Below are 15471 nucleotides of genomic sequence, written 5' to 3'. Positions count from 1 at the left end.
TGCTGGATTCTAGCATAAAAAATCTGGTCATTCCTCTATGCGGTGCGTAGGATTTGCTAGAGGGGTACAGGATTTGGGATAATATAACTATTACATAAGATAACTGCTATGGGCGACTGCATATTTGAATAAAGGTAACCTTGTAAAGGAACGGTAGACGGTCGTGGAAAAATCCGTTACGAATGCACAAAAACCGCTCAGATGCTCATTTTGGAGCCTTCCGAGGGCACATGGCAGTGTGAAAAAATTCATTGAATTATTATGTATACGACTGTATAATAATACATATATTTTGGGGACGTTTGGGGGAATTTCTAATGAGTAATTCGGTTAGAGCGGCTATTATTGGGGCTACCGGCTATGGCGGTGCGGAATTAATTCGCCTTTTGCAGGCGCATCCACAGGTAAATATCACTTCCGTCATCTCGACTTCCAATGCGGGAGCGCCGTTAGCGGATCATTTTCCGCATTTGCAGGAGATTGTGGTTGATATACTTGACGAACTAAACGTGGAGTTGATTGCCGGCAAAGCGGATGTCGTATTTTTGGCTACGCCTGCAGGGGTTAGCGCGGAACTTTCGCCAAAGCTGCTTGCAGCAGGTCTGAAAGTGATCGATATTTCTGGGGATTTGCGTTTAAAATCACGCGCTGACTATGAAAAATGGTATAAGCACACGGCAGCTCCTGAAGAGGCAATCGCAAGAGCGGTTTATGGTTTATCTGAAGTTTTTGGGGATGAAGTGAAAAGCGCAGACCTCATTGCGAACCCGGGATGTTATCCGACAGCTACGCTGCTTGGTCTCATTCCTGCAGTAAAAGCGGGCTGGATCGATCCTTCGACGATTATTATCGATGCCAAATCCGGCGTATCCGGAGCGGGTCGCGGTTTGAATCTCGGCTTTCATTACTCCGAAGCCAATGAAAATTTAACGGCTTATAAAGTGAATAAGCATCAACATATTCCGGAAATCGAGCAGGCGCTTAGCCGTGTGGCGGGCAAGCCGGTTGTGACGACGTTTACGACGCATTTGGTGCCGATGACGCGCGGTATTATGTCGACGATGTATGCTTCTGTGAACGGCGAGCATACAGCTGAGGACTTCACGAATCTGTACCGTCAGTATTACGAAGGACGTAAATTCGTACGGATCCGGAACAGCAGCGGCAAACCCCCTGCTACCAAAGAAGTATCCGGTTCGAACTACTGCGATATCGGTTTCTCGGTGGATGAGCGGACGGGACGCGTCACGATCGTGTCGGTCATCGATAACGTGGTTAAAGGCGCTGCCGGTCAGGCGATTCAGAATTTGAACATCATGATGGGCTGGGACGAGACGACAGGACTGTTGTTCGCGCCAGTTTATCCATAATCGGAGGGCGAACATGTCAGTGTCAGGTCAGGGGAAATTCACGGTCGTGCCGGAGGGCACAGTTACGACGCCAAAAGGCTTCCGCGCAGGCGGACTGCACTGCGGCTTGAAGAAAACAGAGCGCCACGATCTGGGCGCTATCGTGTGTGATGTGCCGGCGGCAGCGGCGGGCGTATACACGCTGAACGCGTTTCAGGCGGCACCGCTACGCGTGACGCAGGAAAGCATCGCCCAAGACGGCAAGCTGCAGGCGATGATCGTCAACAGCGGCAACGCCAACGCGTGCACCGGTCAGCAAGGCGAGGACGATGCGCGGACGATGCGGACCGCTGCTGCGAAGGCACTAGGCGTGGCGGAGCACCACGTCGGCGTGACGAGTACGGGCGTCATCGGCGAGCTGCTGCCGATGGGCAAGGTTTTGAGCGGCATCGAGCAGCTGCCGCAGCGCGTGAAGGCAGACGGCGGCGACGACTTCTGCCAGGCGATCCTGACCACGGATCTCGTACAGAAGATGACGTGCGTCCGTCTTGTCGTTGGCGGCAAGGAAGTCCACATTGCCGGTGCGGCCAAAGGTTCGGGGATGATTCACCCGAACATGGCGACGATGCTCGGTTTTATGACAACCGACGCCAAGATTGAAAGCCAATACCTGCAGCAGCTGCTTGGCAGGATTACGGACAGCACGTTCAACATGATCACAGTTGACGGAGATACGAGCACCAACGATATGGTCGTGGTGATGGCAAGTGGCCTCGCGGAGAACGATGCGCTTACACCGGATCATCCGGATTGGGAAGCGTTCGCCGCAGGCGTGCAGTACGTTGGCGAATACCTCGCCAAGGCGATCGCACGCGACGGCGAGGGTGCGACGAAGCTGATCGAGACGACGGTTGTCGGCGCGGAGAGCGTTGATGCGGCGCGCAAGATCGTTAAGTCGATCATCGGCTCAAGCCTCGTGAAGTCGGCCGTATACGGCGCCGATGCGAACTGGGGCCGCATCATTGCGGCTGTCGGCTACTCGGGACAGCCGGTAAATGTGGATACCGTCGATATTCGCTTGGGCGACATCGTCGTTCTGGAACAGTCGCGTCCGGTGAAGTTCGACGAGGAAGCGGCGCTGGCTTATTTGAAAACGGACACCATTCAAATTCACGTGAATTTAAATATGGGCAATGGCCAGGCAACCGGCTGGGGCTGCGACTTGACATATGATTATGTGCGGATTAATGCGGCTTACCGGACTTAATCTGGACTTCTACGGGTAAAGGAGAAACGGAAGCTGTGAAAAATAATTGCTTTGTAATGAAATGCGGCGGAAGTACGTTAGCGGCTCTGCCGGGTAGTTTTTTCGAGGATATGAAGCAGCTTCAGGACGAGGGCATCGTCACGGTCATCGTTCACGGCGGCGGTCCGGCGATTTCCGATACGCTGACGAAACTGGGGATTGAGACCGAGTTCGTGAATGGCCTGCGTAAAACGAACGAAGCCGTACTCGACGTGGTTGAGATGGTGCTTTCCGGCCAGATCAACAAAGTGATCGTGCGACGCATTCAGTTGACAGGCGCAGCAGCGCTCGGATTGTCCGGCGTAGACGGGCACCTCATTGAAGCCCAGCCGGTAAGCAATGCGCATGAAGTCGGGCTTGTCGGCGACGTGACGAAGGTGAACGCGGAGCTGATACAAGGCATCGTGGGAATGGGCTATATCCCGGTAATCGCACCGGTAGGTCTTGGCTCGGATGGCGGACAGCGCTACAACATTAATGCGGACACGGCTGCGGGCGCGGTTGCTTCCCATTTGGGCGTGGAGCGAATGATTGTCGTGACGGACGTTCCCGGGATCATGAATGGAGAGAAGCAGGTACTGCCTGTGGTCAGCGTGGCTCAGATTGAAGACATGATCGCGAGCGGAGAGATTTACGGAGGCATGATTCCGAAGGTTCGCGCAGCGATTGCATGCATACAGGGCAAGGTGCAGGAAGTTGTCATCGTGAATGGTGCGGAGCCGCAAGTGCTTAGCAAGGCGCTGAAGGGCGAGGGCATCGGCACGCGCATTGTACGATAACCGATAACGGCTTGCCAGCCAACGTTTTTAACGCTGTTTTTCAGCGTTGCGGTATAGAGCATGGCGAGTGTTTGTGGATTTAAGACGGTTTTTCATCGTTAAAGCATATTAGATGGCTGATTCACGGTATGAATATGGCCAATAACGCTGAAAAACAGCGTTAAAAGGGCAATATCGAAAGTAACAGCTGGTTTAACGCTGTTTTTCAGCGTTAAGGAGCACATCAGGCAAGACGAAGCATTTCTTTTTACAATAAAGGAGGGAATGTACATGACGGAAACGGGAAAAAGCCCGCTCTTTCCAACCTACGCAAGATATCCAATTACGCTGGTGAAAGGTGAAGGCAGCCGACTGTGGGATGACACGGGCAAGGAATACATTGACCTGATGAGCGGGATTGCGGTGACGAATCTTGGACACGCGCCTCAGGCAGTGAAGGAAAAGCTGGTGGAACAGCTCGATCAGCTGTGGCATGTGAGCAATTTATTCCACATTCCGAATCAGGAGAAGCTGGCCAAACTTCTCACGGATAACAGCTGTGCGGACGCGGTGTTCTTCTGTTCCACGGGAGCAGAGGCGAATGAGGCGGCGATCAAGCTGGCGCGTCGTTATTCGCAAAAGGTGCTGCAGAACGGCCGTTACGAGATTATTACGTTCAACATGTCGTTCCACGGACGGACGCTGGCTACTTTGACCGCCACAGGGCAGGATAAAGTGAAGGAAGGCTTCCATCCGCTTCCAGAAGGCTTTAAGTATGCCCCTTACAACGATATCGAGGCTGTTCGCAGCCTTGTGAACGATAAAACATGTGCGATCATGCTCGAAATGATTCAAGGCGAAGGCGGCGTACTGCCGGCTGACCCTCAGTTCGTTCAAGATCTTGCAGCCCTGTGCAAGCAGGAAAACCTGCTGCTCATCGTGGATGAAATCCAGACGGGCGTTGGCCGTACGGGTAAACTTTTTGCTTACGAGCATTATGGGATTGAACCGGACATCTTCACGTTGGCCAAAGGTCTTGGCGCAGGTTTCCCGATTGGTGCTATGCTTGGCAAAGCGCATCTGGCGGAAGGCTTCAGCGCTGGCAGCCACGGTTCTACGTTTGGAGGAACGCCAATTGCGACGGCTGCGGGTATTGCGGCTGTCGAGACGGTGCTCGCTAACAAACTGCCTGAACGCGCAGCTGAGCTGGGTGCTTACACGGTGGAGAAGCTTGAGAGCAAGCTCGCCGGCAATCCGTTAGTAGCGAAAGTACGCGGGGTAGGTTTGTTGATCGGCATTGAATGTACCCAGCCTGCAGGCGAAATGATTAGTGAAATTCATAAACAAGGAGTACTGGTTATTCCGGCTGGTCCGAATGTAATTCGTTTAGTGCCGGCTTTGACGATCCCGCAGGAAGACTTGGATAAAGGTTTAGACATCATGTGCGAAGTACTCGCTCGGAAAGCTGCTGCTTCGGCAGCAAGTGCGGGTTAGAGTTAACAGTAGAGAGGTTGGATGAAATGAATAGTACCGTACAGGAAGAATTGGCTGCCCAGCTGAAGGGCAAAGATTTTCTTGCTTTGGTCGATTATACAACGGAAGAAATCGAATATTTGATTCATTATGGCATCGAGCTCAAACGCAAGCAAAAAGCAGGAGTGCCGCATCGCATACTAGAAGGCAAGACGCTAGGCATGGTTTTTGAAAAATCGTCTACGCGTACTCGCGTGTCTTTTGAAGTCGGGATGTACCAGCTTGGGGGGCAAGCGCTGTTCCTCAGTAAGAACGACATTCAGCTTGGACGCGGTGAAACGGTGTGGGACACAGCACAGACGTTGTCACGCTACCTCGACGGCATTATGATCCGTACTTACGAGCACCGCAAGGTGATCGATCTCGCCAGAGGCGCAACGGTGCCGGTTATCAACGGATTGACGGATCTCGCCCATCCATGCCAAGTCATGGCTGACTATCAAACTGTTCTGGAGAAAAAAGGAAAGCTCGCTGGGCTCAAAGTGGCTTACATCGGGGATGGCAACAACATGGTGCACTCCCTTATGGTGGGCGCGAGCAAGCTGGGTATGAACTTTGCCGTCGCTTCGCCTGAGGGCTATATGCCGGATGCGCAAGTGATTCAGACCTCCAAAGATAATGCAGCGCAAACGGGCGGCAGCATTGTGGTGACCGCCGATCCGCGTGAAGCGATCGAAAATGCCGACATCGTCTACACCGACGTATGGGCGAGTATGGGCTTTGAAGCCGAGCAGAAGGAGCGGGAAATCGCCTTCAAGAATTATCAAGTGAACGAAGCGCTTGTGAAGTATGCGAAGCAGGATTACCTGTTTATGCACTGTCTGCCTGCACATCGCGGCGAAGAAGTGAGCGAAGGCGTCATTGACGGCGCGAACTCGGTTATTTTTGATCAAGCGGAGAATCGTCTTCATGCGCAAAAGGCCATCATGGCCGCAACGATGATATAGGAGTCTTTCCGATAGAATCATATAATGGTTGTCGGAAAGGCTCAGTAGAATTTTAATTCCAGCAATGGGAGAAACGGAGAGATTGTTAAATGGCTAAGGAAAAGATCGTACTCGCCTATTCCGGCGGGTTGGATACGTCTGTCATTCTGAAATGGCTCAAGGAGACGTACGACGCTGAAATTATTGCTTTTACTGCGGATATCGGCCAAGCGGATGAGCTGAACGGCCTGGAGGAAAAAGCGCTGAAAACCGGCGCCTCCAAAATCTACATCGACGACCTGCGCGACGAGTTCGCGAAGGATTTCATCTACCCGATGTTCCAAGCGGGTGCTCTGTATGAAGGGCAATACCTGCTCGGCACGAGCATTGCGCGCCCGCTGATCGCGAAACGCATGGTCGAGATTGCCCGCGCTGAAGGCGCTACGGCGATTGCCCACGGCGCAACCGGCAAAGGCAACGACCAAGTGCGCTTCGAGCTGACAGCAGCGGCGCTGGCGCCTGAGCTGTCCGTCATCGCGCCTTGGCGTCTGGAAGAATTCCGCGAGCAGTTCCCGGGTCGCGCGGAAATGATCGCGTATGCCGAGAAGCATGGCATTCCGGTTACGGCATCGGCAGCGAAGCCTTACTCGACGGATCGCAATCTGCTGCACATCTCTTTCGAAAGCGGCATGTTGGAAGATCCTTGGTTTGATGCGGCTGCAGATTCCAATAAAGATATGTACGTACTGAGCGTATCCCCTGAGGATGCTCCGGACCAAGCTGAATACTTGGAACTTGATTTCGAAAAAGGCGACTGCGTAGGCTTGAACGGCGCAAAAATGACGCCTCTGCAAGTCATGGAAGCATTGAACCAAATCGGCGGCAAGCACGGTATCGGCCGCGTGGATATGGTCGAAAACCGTTTCGTCGGCATGAAAAGCCGCGGCGTGTACGAAACTCCGGGCGGTACGATTCTCTTCACCGCTCACCGCAAAATGGAGTCGCTCACGATGGACCGCGATGTGATGCATCTGCGTGACTCGCTGATCTCCAAATACGCGACGCTGGTTTACAACGGCTTCTGGTTCGCGCCGGAGCGTTTGGCGATCCAGGCGCTGGTGGAAGAAAGCCAGAAGAACGTAACAGGTACAGTGCGCTTGAAGCTGTACAAAGGCAATATCATGGCTGCCGGCGTGAAAAGCCCGGTATCCCTGTACAATCCGGATATCGCTACAATGGAAGCGGATCCTTCCAAAGCTTACGACCAAGGCGATGCAGCCGGATTTATCCGCTTGAACGCATTGCGTTTGAAAGTATCTTCAGGCGTACAGCAAAACGTGAACAAATAAATCTATAGCTCTTGAAATCGGGCTTTCCCATCGTGGAAAGCCTTTGGGCTGTAAATACGAGAGGGGAATCATATAGTGTCTAAGCTTTGGGGCGGACGTTTTACGAAGCAAACCGACCAGTTGGTCGAAGAATATACGGCATCGATTTTGTTTGATAAGGAGCTCGCCGAAGAGGATATCCAAGGCAGCTTGGCGCATGTGACGATGCTTGGCAAGTGCGGCATTCTTCCTGCGGAAGACGTGGAGAAGATCAAGGACGGCCTGCATGAGGTACAGCGCATGATTCGCCGCGGCGAGCTGGAGTACACGATTCAGAACGAAGATATTCATATGAATATTGAGAAAACGCTGATCGACCTGATCGGTCCTGTGGGCGGCAAGCTGCACACAGGCCGCAGCCGTAACGACCAAGTGGCGACGGACATGCACTTGTACCTGCGCAAGCGGGTGGTCGAATTCGTCGGCCTCCTGATTAAGCTCCAGGAAGCCTTGCTGGAGCAAGCGAAGAACAATCTCGATACGATTGTTCCGGGCTACACGCATCTGCAGCGGGCGCAGCCGATTCTGTTCGCGCACCACATGATGGCTTATGTCAGCATGTTCCAGCGCGATCTGGAGCGCTTGCAGGACAGCTACAAGCGCATCAACATTCTGCCGCTCGGCGCCGGTGCGCTTGCCGGCACGACGTTCCCGATCGACCGCCATTTCGTGGCGTCGCAGCTCGGCTTCGACCGTGTGTACGAGAACTCCCTGGACGCGGTCAGCGACCGCGACTTCATCCTGGAGTTCCTCTCTAACGCGTCGATGATTATGATGCACCTTTCTCGCTTCTGCGAGGAAATGGTGCTCTGGTCCAGCACCGAGTACGCATTCATCGAACTCGATGATGCGTTCTGCACCGGCAGCTCGATCATGCCGCAGAAGAAGAACCCGGACGTTGCCGAGCTTGTCCGCGGCAAAACCGGACGCGTCTACGGCAACTTGTTCGGTCTGATGACCGTGCTCAAGTCGCTGCCGCTAGCTTATAACAAAGACATGCAGGAAGACAAAGAAGGCATGTTCGACACGGTTCGTACCCTGCAGGGTGCGCTCCAATTGTTCGCGCCAATGGTATCCACGATGAAAGTGAACACCGAACGCATGAGACAAGCCGTAAACCAAGACTTCTCCAATGCGACGGATATCGCGGATTATCTGGTGAACAAAGGACTTCCATTCCGTCAGGCGCACGAAGTGATCGGCAAAACTGTACTCTACTGCATTCAAAATAAAAAATACCTGCTCGATATGACGATCGAAGAGTTCAAAACGTTCTCCCCCCTCTTCGAATCCGACATTTATGAGGTGCTTCAGCCGGAGCAAGTCGTTAACGCCCGTAACGTTTATGGCGGAACGGCCAGCAACCAAGTGTCCGATGCTATCGGCCGTGCAGAGCAAGTGCTCCAGGAGTCGAATGAGTGGTTTCAGACGTATTTGGAAAAAAGCAAGTAAGCAAGCCATTTAAACCGCAAAAACCTCCAGTTCCACGGAATCACGTGGCACTGGAGGTTTTCTTTTTTATTTAATCTGTAACGGTAACCAAACCCGAGTCCGCTCTGACTCTAACCTTTTTGCTGCCATCACCAATGATGCCTTTCACTGAATTGAAGTGGGACTCTTTGATCGAAACCCCGGCAACATCTAGCGTTGCTTTTCCCGAATCGGCGCTAACGTCGAAGCTGGCTGACGAAGGCGGAGGCGATAATTGAAGTTCAATACTGCCGGAGTCTGCCTCCAGTAATACCGAGTCGCCGATATCATGAAGCTTGGCTGTAATCATGCCCGAACTGGCCCGAAGATTCACATTTCCTTGGCCATCAACAACGTTAATGAGGCCTGATTCGACTCGAAGATTTAGATGTTTGCCCTCGAAGCGATCCACTCTGATATCTCCCGAGTCCGCGTTGACAGTCAAGGATTCGGACTTCACTTCTTTTAAATTTACAATACCCGAATCTGTGGAAACGGTAATCGCTTTATACATTTTGTCTGGAAGCGTAACTTCGGTTCTCAGTTGATCATCGTAATTGGCGATCAGGTTCTTCAATTCGTCTAAGTTAAAGCTGAAATTGAAATTATCATGTTTATTCGGGCAAACGTTAACTCTCCATGTGTTAGGCCCTTCCGTTGCAGCATCGATCGTGCAATCTTTCGCACGGTCTTTGGTCACGGTTCCCACGAGACGAACCTTGATTTCATCGGTCTCACTGGGAATGAAGGTCATGCCGGTAAAATCGTTTTTAATCGTAAGCGTGTCGATATTTGCTGCAGCAATTTTCTTTTCAATGTCGATGTTGGTCGTACCTGCACTAAAATCCGTTTCCTTAAACGAGATCGCACCGCCTACAATGCCGATGGCCAGGCAGGCGAAGCCGAGCAGTAAGAAGAATTTGGCTCCACGTTTCATGGCTTAAGCCCCCTTAATCAGTTTGGCGTTGAATTGAATGTAACTCCAGGTCAGCTTGAAGAACCATTTGAACAGCCAGGAGCTGAGTGTGGTTAAAATAATTCCGAGACCGAAGCACGCTAACATGACAAAGAAAATCAACCGAAGATCGCTGCCGGCATTATCGATAAAGCTGCCGATGACAACAATAACAGGAGCGATGATCAAGGCAATGCCTGAGACGAAAAAGCCGATCAAAACGGAGAGAATGCCGAACCAAGGCCCCAAGACGAAAATGAGGTTGAAAAACCCAAGCGCTATGCTGACAATAATAGCCTTGATGCCAGATTCCGGTTTCGCCTGATATGGCGGCGGATATGGAGGGGTATAAGAATGGGAATAAGGTGTATGCCGTTCCGGTTCAAACGGTTCCAACTTAGGCGGCAAAGGATCGGGTCTCCGATAAGGAGGCTCTTGTTCAATCGCCGGAGGTTTTTTCATAGGTTCCTTCTCTACGTTCGCTTTCTCTTTTGAAGGAGCGTCCCAGTTCGGAACTCTTGGGTAACCAAGCGATTCTGCTACATCTTCCTCGTTTTTTCCGTTCTCAAGTGCTTTTTGAAACAATTCTTCATATACAGACAATATATTTTGTCGTTCCTTCTCAGGAAGTCCGCGCAGCCGATAGTTCAATTCTTTGAAGTAATCCGATTTACTCATCTTCCTGCCTCCTTCATACATTTTCTCTCTTGTACTTAGAATAAAAGAAAAAAGTCATAGTGACCTAGTATCTAGAGTCATATGACCTGTCATTGTTTTTAAGCGGAGGTTAAAAAAACCGACTTTGAAAACAAAGGATATCGCTGAAGCCTATTCGCATCGAATCTTGAACGAAAACGGGAAGTCCGGTACTCACATCTCGCTCCGTTCCTCCTTCTCCGTTTTCGTCCAACCTTCTCGGTTTTGAAAGCCGGCTTTTTCAACTTTTATTAAAAATATTTACCTAAAACTCGGCCCCTTCACACCATCCTCCAGAATCTGGCTATTGTTCTCGCCCTGATTACCTTCATCCGGCTTGATGTCCCCGAGGTTGGAGGCCACGAGTGTCGGAACGGCAGCGTAGCGATCTTTGGAAACCAGCTCTTTGCTGACTACGATGCCATTCACCTTTTTATAGCGGTAAGTCTCTACGATATATCCTTCTTTGCCTTGAGTGATTGGCTTGGTGGAGCCTGATCGCAAGGCCGGATTATGCAAATATTTGATCGTAGGTTGTATCTTTTCAATGATTTTGGATTCGATGTCGTAAGTGTCTGTGGATGGCGAACGGCCGAAAAGCTTCACCGTTACGTCGCGATCTGTGGTAACTGCCCGGATAAGTAAGTATGCACCTGTATTATTGCGGAATTTGAAATTAATGTATCCGCTTGCGAAGGTTGCGTCTTGTCCTAATGGCACATAACTGACAGGCAAGGAGTGGTTACGCCGCTCGATGATTTCAAGGCCACTCCGGAGCACGGCGTTATACAAGGTGGATGAGACTTGGCAAATGCCGCCTCCAATACCGGGGACGAGCTTTCCATTCAATATGACCGGCGCTTCTTGATAGCCGAATTGAGCTTCAGTTCGTTCAATGATTTTGCTGTAATCGAACGTTTCTCCCGGCGCAAGCAGCATATCTTGGATCGAAGTAGCCGTCGAGCGGATGTTATGAATGCGGCCTGTTCCTGAAAGGGGAAAAGACGTCGCGAATTCTGCAATTTTGCGCTCAACCCCTTGTTTCTTAAGGGAATCTACGGTAACCGAAGGTTGTTCTATGTAAATGGGAATGGCCAACTTCAATGGGCCAAGCCCACTGAACAATCCAGTAACAGGCGGGATTCCGGATTCAAGTTCTTTCTGCAGCGTAATCGTATCCAGCCGGGGAACCGTACGTTCGGGCTCATACCGGATGGAGTCATCCGGATTCACAACACGCCGTGCGGCAACAGGTTGACGGTCGTACAGCTCTTTCCAGCGCTGCCTCACCGCCGCGTTCAGTTTGTCCGGATCAATAGACATCCGCAGAGGCAATTGCGCATTACGCAATGACCATCTGGCCGCGATACGGTTTATCACGGAAGCATGAAACATTTTTTGAATGGCTTCATCGAGCTCTTCTCTATCTATAACCAATCCTAGTTCTGCTAGGGTCAGGTCTTTGCTTCTAATCTCTGAACTTGGTGAAGCCAGGTGTACTTTTAGCGAATTATAAACTTTCAACTGTTCATCTAACTGCCGAAGAAATTGAGTATGGGTAAGACCGCCGGCTTTCCACCCGGCAACCTGAAAATGAGCAGGCAGTTTCTGCCCCGTACCGTAGGCATACAGTGCTCCCCAGCCAGCGCCTGATAAGACGACGATGAACGATAAAATCAGGAGGTATTTACGAGTATGCGATAAAATGGGGGAGGTTGGCGGCATGAACGGCGGCTCCTTTACACTCAGATACAAGCATTAGGACACAAGAATGCCTGTACTACCATTTGTATCGCCGGCGACGGGGTTTTAGTACTTCAATAAGAACAATGCTTGAAATTGCTAGCCGTAGAAGAATCATATTCTCTCAAAAAATGATATAATGAGGGTAATTGGCACGAATTTTCTGGACCCTCTAAAGGATTTTCGGCTTTTATGTCGAAAGGATAAAGGCTATCTATTTAATTAGGATGTGATATTGTGATCGAAATGCAGGACGTATGGAAGACGTACTCCAACGGGACTCATGCATTGAGAGGGATTAATATAAAAGTGGACCGCAACGAGTTCGTATATGTTGTTGGGCCATCCGGCGCAGGTAAATCTACTTTTATGAAATTAATGTATAGAGAAGAAAAGCCGACCAAAGGGCAGATCTTCGTTAACGGATTTAATTTGGAAAAACTGAAGCAGCGCAAGATTCCGTATGTGCGCCGTAATATTGGTGTTATTTTCCAGGATTATCGTTTACTTCCGAAACTTAACGTGTTCGAAAATATCGCCTTTGCCATGGAAGTTATCGAGGCACCTAAGAAGCAGATCAAGAAGCGTACGATGGAAGTTTTGGAGCTTGTTAAGTTGAAGGACAAGGCGAATTCCTTGCCTTCCCAACTTTCTGGCGGCGAGCAGCAGCGCGTGGCTATTGCCCGGGCAATAATTAACAATCCATCCGTCATTATCGCCGATGAACCGACAGGAAATCTCGACCCGGAGACGTCGTGGGGCATTATGAAACTGATGGAGGAAATCAATTTCCGCGGTACGACGATCGTCATGGCCACTCACAACAAAGAAATCGTCAACACGATGCGTAAAAGGGTAATTGCCATTGAGCAGGGCCTCATCGCGCGTGATGAAGTGCGGGGGGAATACGGCTATGAAGATTAGTACGGTCTCCCGTCATTTGCGGGAAGGAACGAAAAATGTCATTCGAAACGGCTGGATGACGTTCGCGTCGATCAGTTCGATTTCTATTTCTTTATTTATTCTTGGTATTTTTGTGCTGATTACGCTGAATGTCAACGATATCGCGAATCAGATTGAGAAACAGGTTGAAATCAATGTTTATCTGGAAGTCAATACGCCACAGTCGCAAATCGATATGCTTGAGAGTCAAATCAAGGGAATTCCGGAAGTGAAGACGATCAAGTTCGTCTCTAAGGAAGAGGGACTTGTCTATTTGCGCGGTAAGCTGGGGGAAAGCGGGAAGGCGCTGCTGGAAGGGTTTGACGGAGATAACAATCCGCTCAACGACGCGTTCACGGTCGAGGTGGACGATCCTAGGAACGTTGCAGCTGTTGCGGATCAAATCAGCGCTCTGAACGTTGGTAAAGATCCGAAGCCGATCTATAAAGTCAATTACGGCAAAGGTACGGTAGAAGCGCTATTTAAAGTGACTGAAATCGTGCGTTGGGTTGGTTTCGGCATTGTGATTTTATTGTCGTTTACAGCGGTATTTCTCATTGCGAATACGATCAAAATTACGATTCTTGCGCGGCGTAAAGAAATCGCCATTATGAAGCTCGTAGGGGCGACGAATTCTTTTATTCGTTGGCCATTCTTCATCGAGGGCGCTTTGCTGGGTTTCATAGGCTCAGTCATTCCAATCGGCCTCATATTGGGAGGGTATTGGAAGCTTATGAATACAGGCTCACTGGACCTTAGTTTAATGATGATTAAATTGACGCCTTTCAGTGACATCAGTTTCACCTTAACTGCGCTTCTGTTAGGCATCGGCATGGTAATTGGGGTCTGGGGCAGCTTGATTTCCGTCCGTAAATTTTTGCGCGTTTAATAGGATGTTTTGAAAACCGACTTTGATAACGAAGTTATTCTATCGAAGAAGTTCGGCATCGAATCTTGAACGAAAATTGGGAAGTCCGGTACTCACGTAGGTTTGCCTACGCTCCGTTCCTCCTTCTCCAATTTTCGTCCAACCTTCTCGGTTCTGAAAGCCGATTTTCAAAACTTCAATCTAAATTAATAGATTCCTAGTTTCGCTAGAATAAGAGTTCCAGGCCTGATTTGGAAAAATGGGGAGGCTACGTGCTTGAAGAAGAAGATTCTGCCCATATTGTTGTCACTGGGCATAGCCGGCACATTGGTTGTACCTTACGCGGGTTACGCTGCTTCAACGACGGAAAAGATCGATCAGCAGCTGTCTCAGCTTAAGAAGAAGAAGGCGGAAGCACAGCAGAAAGCGAATGCAGCTGAGAATCAAATATCGAAGGTGCATAGCGAGAAAGAGCAAACCACCAAGGACATGAAAGCACTTATCGCGCAAGTGAACGAGGCAAGCAAAAAACTTTCCGATCTGAACAATCAGATTGATCAGGTATCCGCTACGCTTGAAGAGAACGGCAAGCAGCTGGACGAGGCTGAGGCTCGTGTAGAGAGTCGCGATCAAATGCTGAAATCCCGCCTGCGCCTCATGTATATGAATGGTTTTGTTTCTTATATGGACGTACTGATGAGCGCGACCAGTTTTTCCGATTTCTTGAACCGCCTCGAAGCTCTGAAATCAATTGTGAATCAAGATAAAGAGATTCTAGAATCGAATAAGAAAGATCGGGACATGGTTGAGCAAAAGAAGCATGAAACCGAGCAGCAGCTTGAAGAAGTAAAGGTGCTCTACGCGGAAGCGGATGCGGTGCGTGATGAATTGCAAGCCAAGGAGAAGGAAAAGGAAGTGAAGATTGCTTCCTTAACCAAGCAGGAAAAAGTGTTGGAAGACATCTCGGAAGAGAGCGAAAGACAGCTCACCCAGTTAGCCAAACAGGAGGCTGATCTACAGGCCAAGAAACGAGCCGCTTCCAAGGCGAAATCTCCTTTCACTTATACCGGAGGGAAACTTGGATATCCTTTAGCTTCTCAAGCACCCCTCACCTCTGATTTCGTTGCTCGAATCAATCCTGTAACTGGAAGGTCCGAGAACCATAAAGGCATTGACTTGGGTGCGCCCAAAGGCACCGAGATTCGCGCGGCCGAGAACGGATCCGTCATCTATGCTTCCTGGATGAACGGATATGGCAATTGCGTGATCATCGATCATGGCAAAGGTTTGTGGACCGTATATGGCCACATCATGAATGAAGGCATTTATGTCAAAGTGGGCGATACCGTGAAACGCGGACAAAAGATTGCAGGCGTAGGTTCTACAGGTCAATCGACCGGAAACCACTTGCATTTTGAAGTAAGGCTCAATGAGAAACCTGTGGATCCCAAACCCTACTTGAGATAGGACAACTTGGTTATAAAACGAGGATGGCTTGTCATATACTAAACAGGCGGACTCGAACGGAAAGCGGGCT

General features: G+C 50.2%; 13 protein-coding genes. 10 read left to right on the top strand and 3 right to left on the bottom strand.

Going from position 1 to position 15471, the window contains the following annotated elements; all coding sequences use genetic code 11:
- Window positions 1-317: 317 nt before the first annotated feature.
- The 7 genes from argC (at window position 318) to argH (ending at window position 8712) form a co-directional block, all read left to right on the top strand.
- Window positions 318-1370, top strand: coding sequence for an N-acetyl-gamma-glutamyl-phosphate reductase (gene argC, locus ICC18_RS29140; RefSeq protein ID WP_188177934.1), 1053 nt, complete (start codon window positions 318-320; stop codon window positions 1368-1370).
- Window positions 1371-1383: 13 nt separating this feature from the next.
- Window positions 1384-2616 carry a bifunctional glutamate N-acetyltransferase/amino-acid acetyltransferase ArgJ gene (gene argJ / locus ICC18_RS29135; protein ID WP_188177933.1) on the top strand — a complete coding sequence of 411 codons (1233 nt, stop codon included), beginning with the start codon at window positions 1384-1386 and terminating at the stop codon, window positions 2614-2616.
- 56 nt (window positions 2617-2672) lie between these two features.
- Window positions 2673-3434: an acetylglutamate kinase gene (argB, locus tag ICC18_RS29130; RefSeq protein ID WP_188177977.1), complete on the top strand. Its 762-nt coding sequence runs from the start codon at window positions 2673-2675 to the stop codon at window positions 3432-3434.
- Between the two features lie 270 nt (window positions 3435-3704).
- A complete protein-coding gene (gene argD / locus ICC18_RS29125) occupies window positions 3705-4907 on the top strand; it encodes an acetylornithine transaminase (RefSeq protein ID WP_188177932.1) in 1203 nt (400 codons plus the stop codon).
- Between the two features lie 26 nt (window positions 4908-4933).
- On the top strand, window positions 4934-5893 hold the full coding sequence (gene argF / locus ICC18_RS29120) for an ornithine carbamoyltransferase (protein WP_188177931.1): 960 nt from the start codon (window positions 4934-4936) through the stop codon (window positions 5891-5893).
- Window positions 5894-5982: 89 nt separating this feature from the next.
- Window positions 5983-7221: an argininosuccinate synthase gene (locus tag ICC18_RS29115; protein ID WP_188177930.1), complete on the top strand. Its 1239-nt coding sequence runs from the start codon at window positions 5983-5985 to the stop codon at window positions 7219-7221.
- A 75-nt stretch (window positions 7222-7296) separates the two neighbouring features.
- Entirely contained in the window at window positions 7297-8712 is a 1416-nt protein-coding gene (gene argH, locus ICC18_RS29110) for an argininosuccinate lyase (protein WP_188177929.1), read from the top strand.
- Window positions 8713-8782: 70 nt separating this feature from the next.
- Here the strand turns inward: argH and ICC18_RS29105 are convergent, their stop codons facing one another.
- The 3 genes from ICC18_RS29105 to ICC18_RS29095 all read right to left on the bottom strand — a co-directional run bounded on the left by ICC18_RS29105 (window position 8783) and on the right by ICC18_RS29095 (window position 12106).
- Window positions 8783-9667, bottom strand: coding sequence for a DUF4097 family beta strand repeat-containing protein (locus ICC18_RS29105; protein ID WP_188177928.1), 885 nt, complete (start codon window positions 9665-9667; stop codon window positions 8783-8785).
- A gap of 3 nt (window positions 9668-9670) precedes the next feature.
- Window positions 9671-10363, bottom strand: a complete 693-nt coding sequence (locus tag ICC18_RS29100) for an HAAS signaling domain-containing protein (RefSeq protein ID WP_188177927.1) — start codon at window positions 10361-10363, stop codon at window positions 9671-9673.
- Between the two features lie 279 nt (window positions 10364-10642).
- Window positions 10643-12106, bottom strand: coding sequence for a VanW family protein (locus tag ICC18_RS29095; protein ID WP_188177926.1), 1464 nt, complete (start codon window positions 12104-12106; stop codon window positions 10643-10645).
- A 255-nt stretch (window positions 12107-12361) separates the two neighbouring features.
- On the opposite strand from ICC18_RS29095, the gene ftsE reads away from it, so the two are divergent.
- The 3 genes from ftsE (at window position 12362) to ICC18_RS29080 (ending at window position 15401) form a co-directional block, all read left to right on the top strand.
- A complete protein-coding gene (gene ftsE, locus ICC18_RS29090) occupies window positions 12362-13048 on the top strand; it encodes a cell division ATP-binding protein FtsE (RefSeq protein WP_188177925.1) in 687 nt (228 codons plus the stop codon).
- On the top strand, window positions 13038-13955 hold the full coding sequence (gene ftsX / locus ICC18_RS29085) for a permease-like cell division protein FtsX (RefSeq protein ID WP_188177924.1): 918 nt from the start codon (window positions 13038-13040) through the stop codon (window positions 13953-13955). The genes ftsE and ftsX overlap by 11 nt, the downstream gene beginning before the upstream one ends.
- A gap of 255 nt (window positions 13956-14210) precedes the next feature.
- Window positions 14211-15401, top strand: coding sequence for a murein hydrolase activator EnvC family protein (locus ICC18_RS29080; RefSeq protein WP_188177923.1), 1191 nt, complete (start codon window positions 14211-14213; stop codon window positions 15399-15401).
- Window positions 15402-15471: the final 70 nt, after the last annotated feature.

The sequence above is a fragment of the Paenibacillus sedimenti genome (assembly GCF_014534655.1).
Lineage (GTDB): Bacteria > Bacillota > Bacilli > Paenibacillales > NBRC-103111 > Paenibacillus_E > Paenibacillus_E sedimenti.
This window is presented reverse-complemented; position numbering and strand designations above follow the sequence as displayed.

Excerpts from the sequence above, each read along its gene's own strand:
- ICC18_RS29105 (WP_188177928.1), bottom strand. The coding sequence starts at position 9,667 with ATGAAACGTGGAGCCAAATTCTTCTTACTGCTCGGCTTCGCCTGCCTG.
- ftsX (WP_188177924.1), top strand. The coding sequence starts at position 13,038 with ATGAAGATTAGTACGGTCTCCCGTCATTTGCGGGAAGGAACGAAAAAT.
- ICC18_RS29115 (WP_188177930.1), top strand. The coding sequence starts at position 5,983 with ATGGCTAAGGAAAAGATCGTACTCGCCTATTCCGGCGGGTTGGATACG.
- argC (WP_188177934.1), top strand. The coding sequence starts at position 318 with ATGAGTAATTCGGTTAGAGCGGCTATTATTGGGGCTACCGGCTATGGC.
- argB (WP_188177977.1), top strand. The coding sequence starts at position 2,673 with ATGAAATGCGGCGGAAGTACGTTAGCGGCTCTGCCGGGTAGTTTTTTC.
- argF (WP_188177931.1), top strand. The coding sequence starts at position 4,934 with ATGAATAGTACCGTACAGGAAGAATTGGCTGCCCAGCTGAAGGGCAAA.
- ICC18_RS29095 (WP_188177926.1), bottom strand. The coding sequence starts at position 12,106 with ATGCCGCCAACCTCCCCCATTTTATCGCATACTCGTAAATACCTCCTG.
- ICC18_RS29100 (WP_188177927.1), bottom strand. The coding sequence starts at position 10,363 with ATGAGTAAATCGGATTACTTCAAAGAATTGAACTATCGGCTGCGCGGA.
- argJ (WP_188177933.1), top strand. The coding sequence starts at position 1,384 with ATGTCAGTGTCAGGTCAGGGGAAATTCACGGTCGTGCCGGAGGGCACA.
- argD (WP_188177932.1), top strand. The coding sequence starts at position 3,705 with ATGACGGAAACGGGAAAAAGCCCGCTCTTTCCAACCTACGCAAGATAT.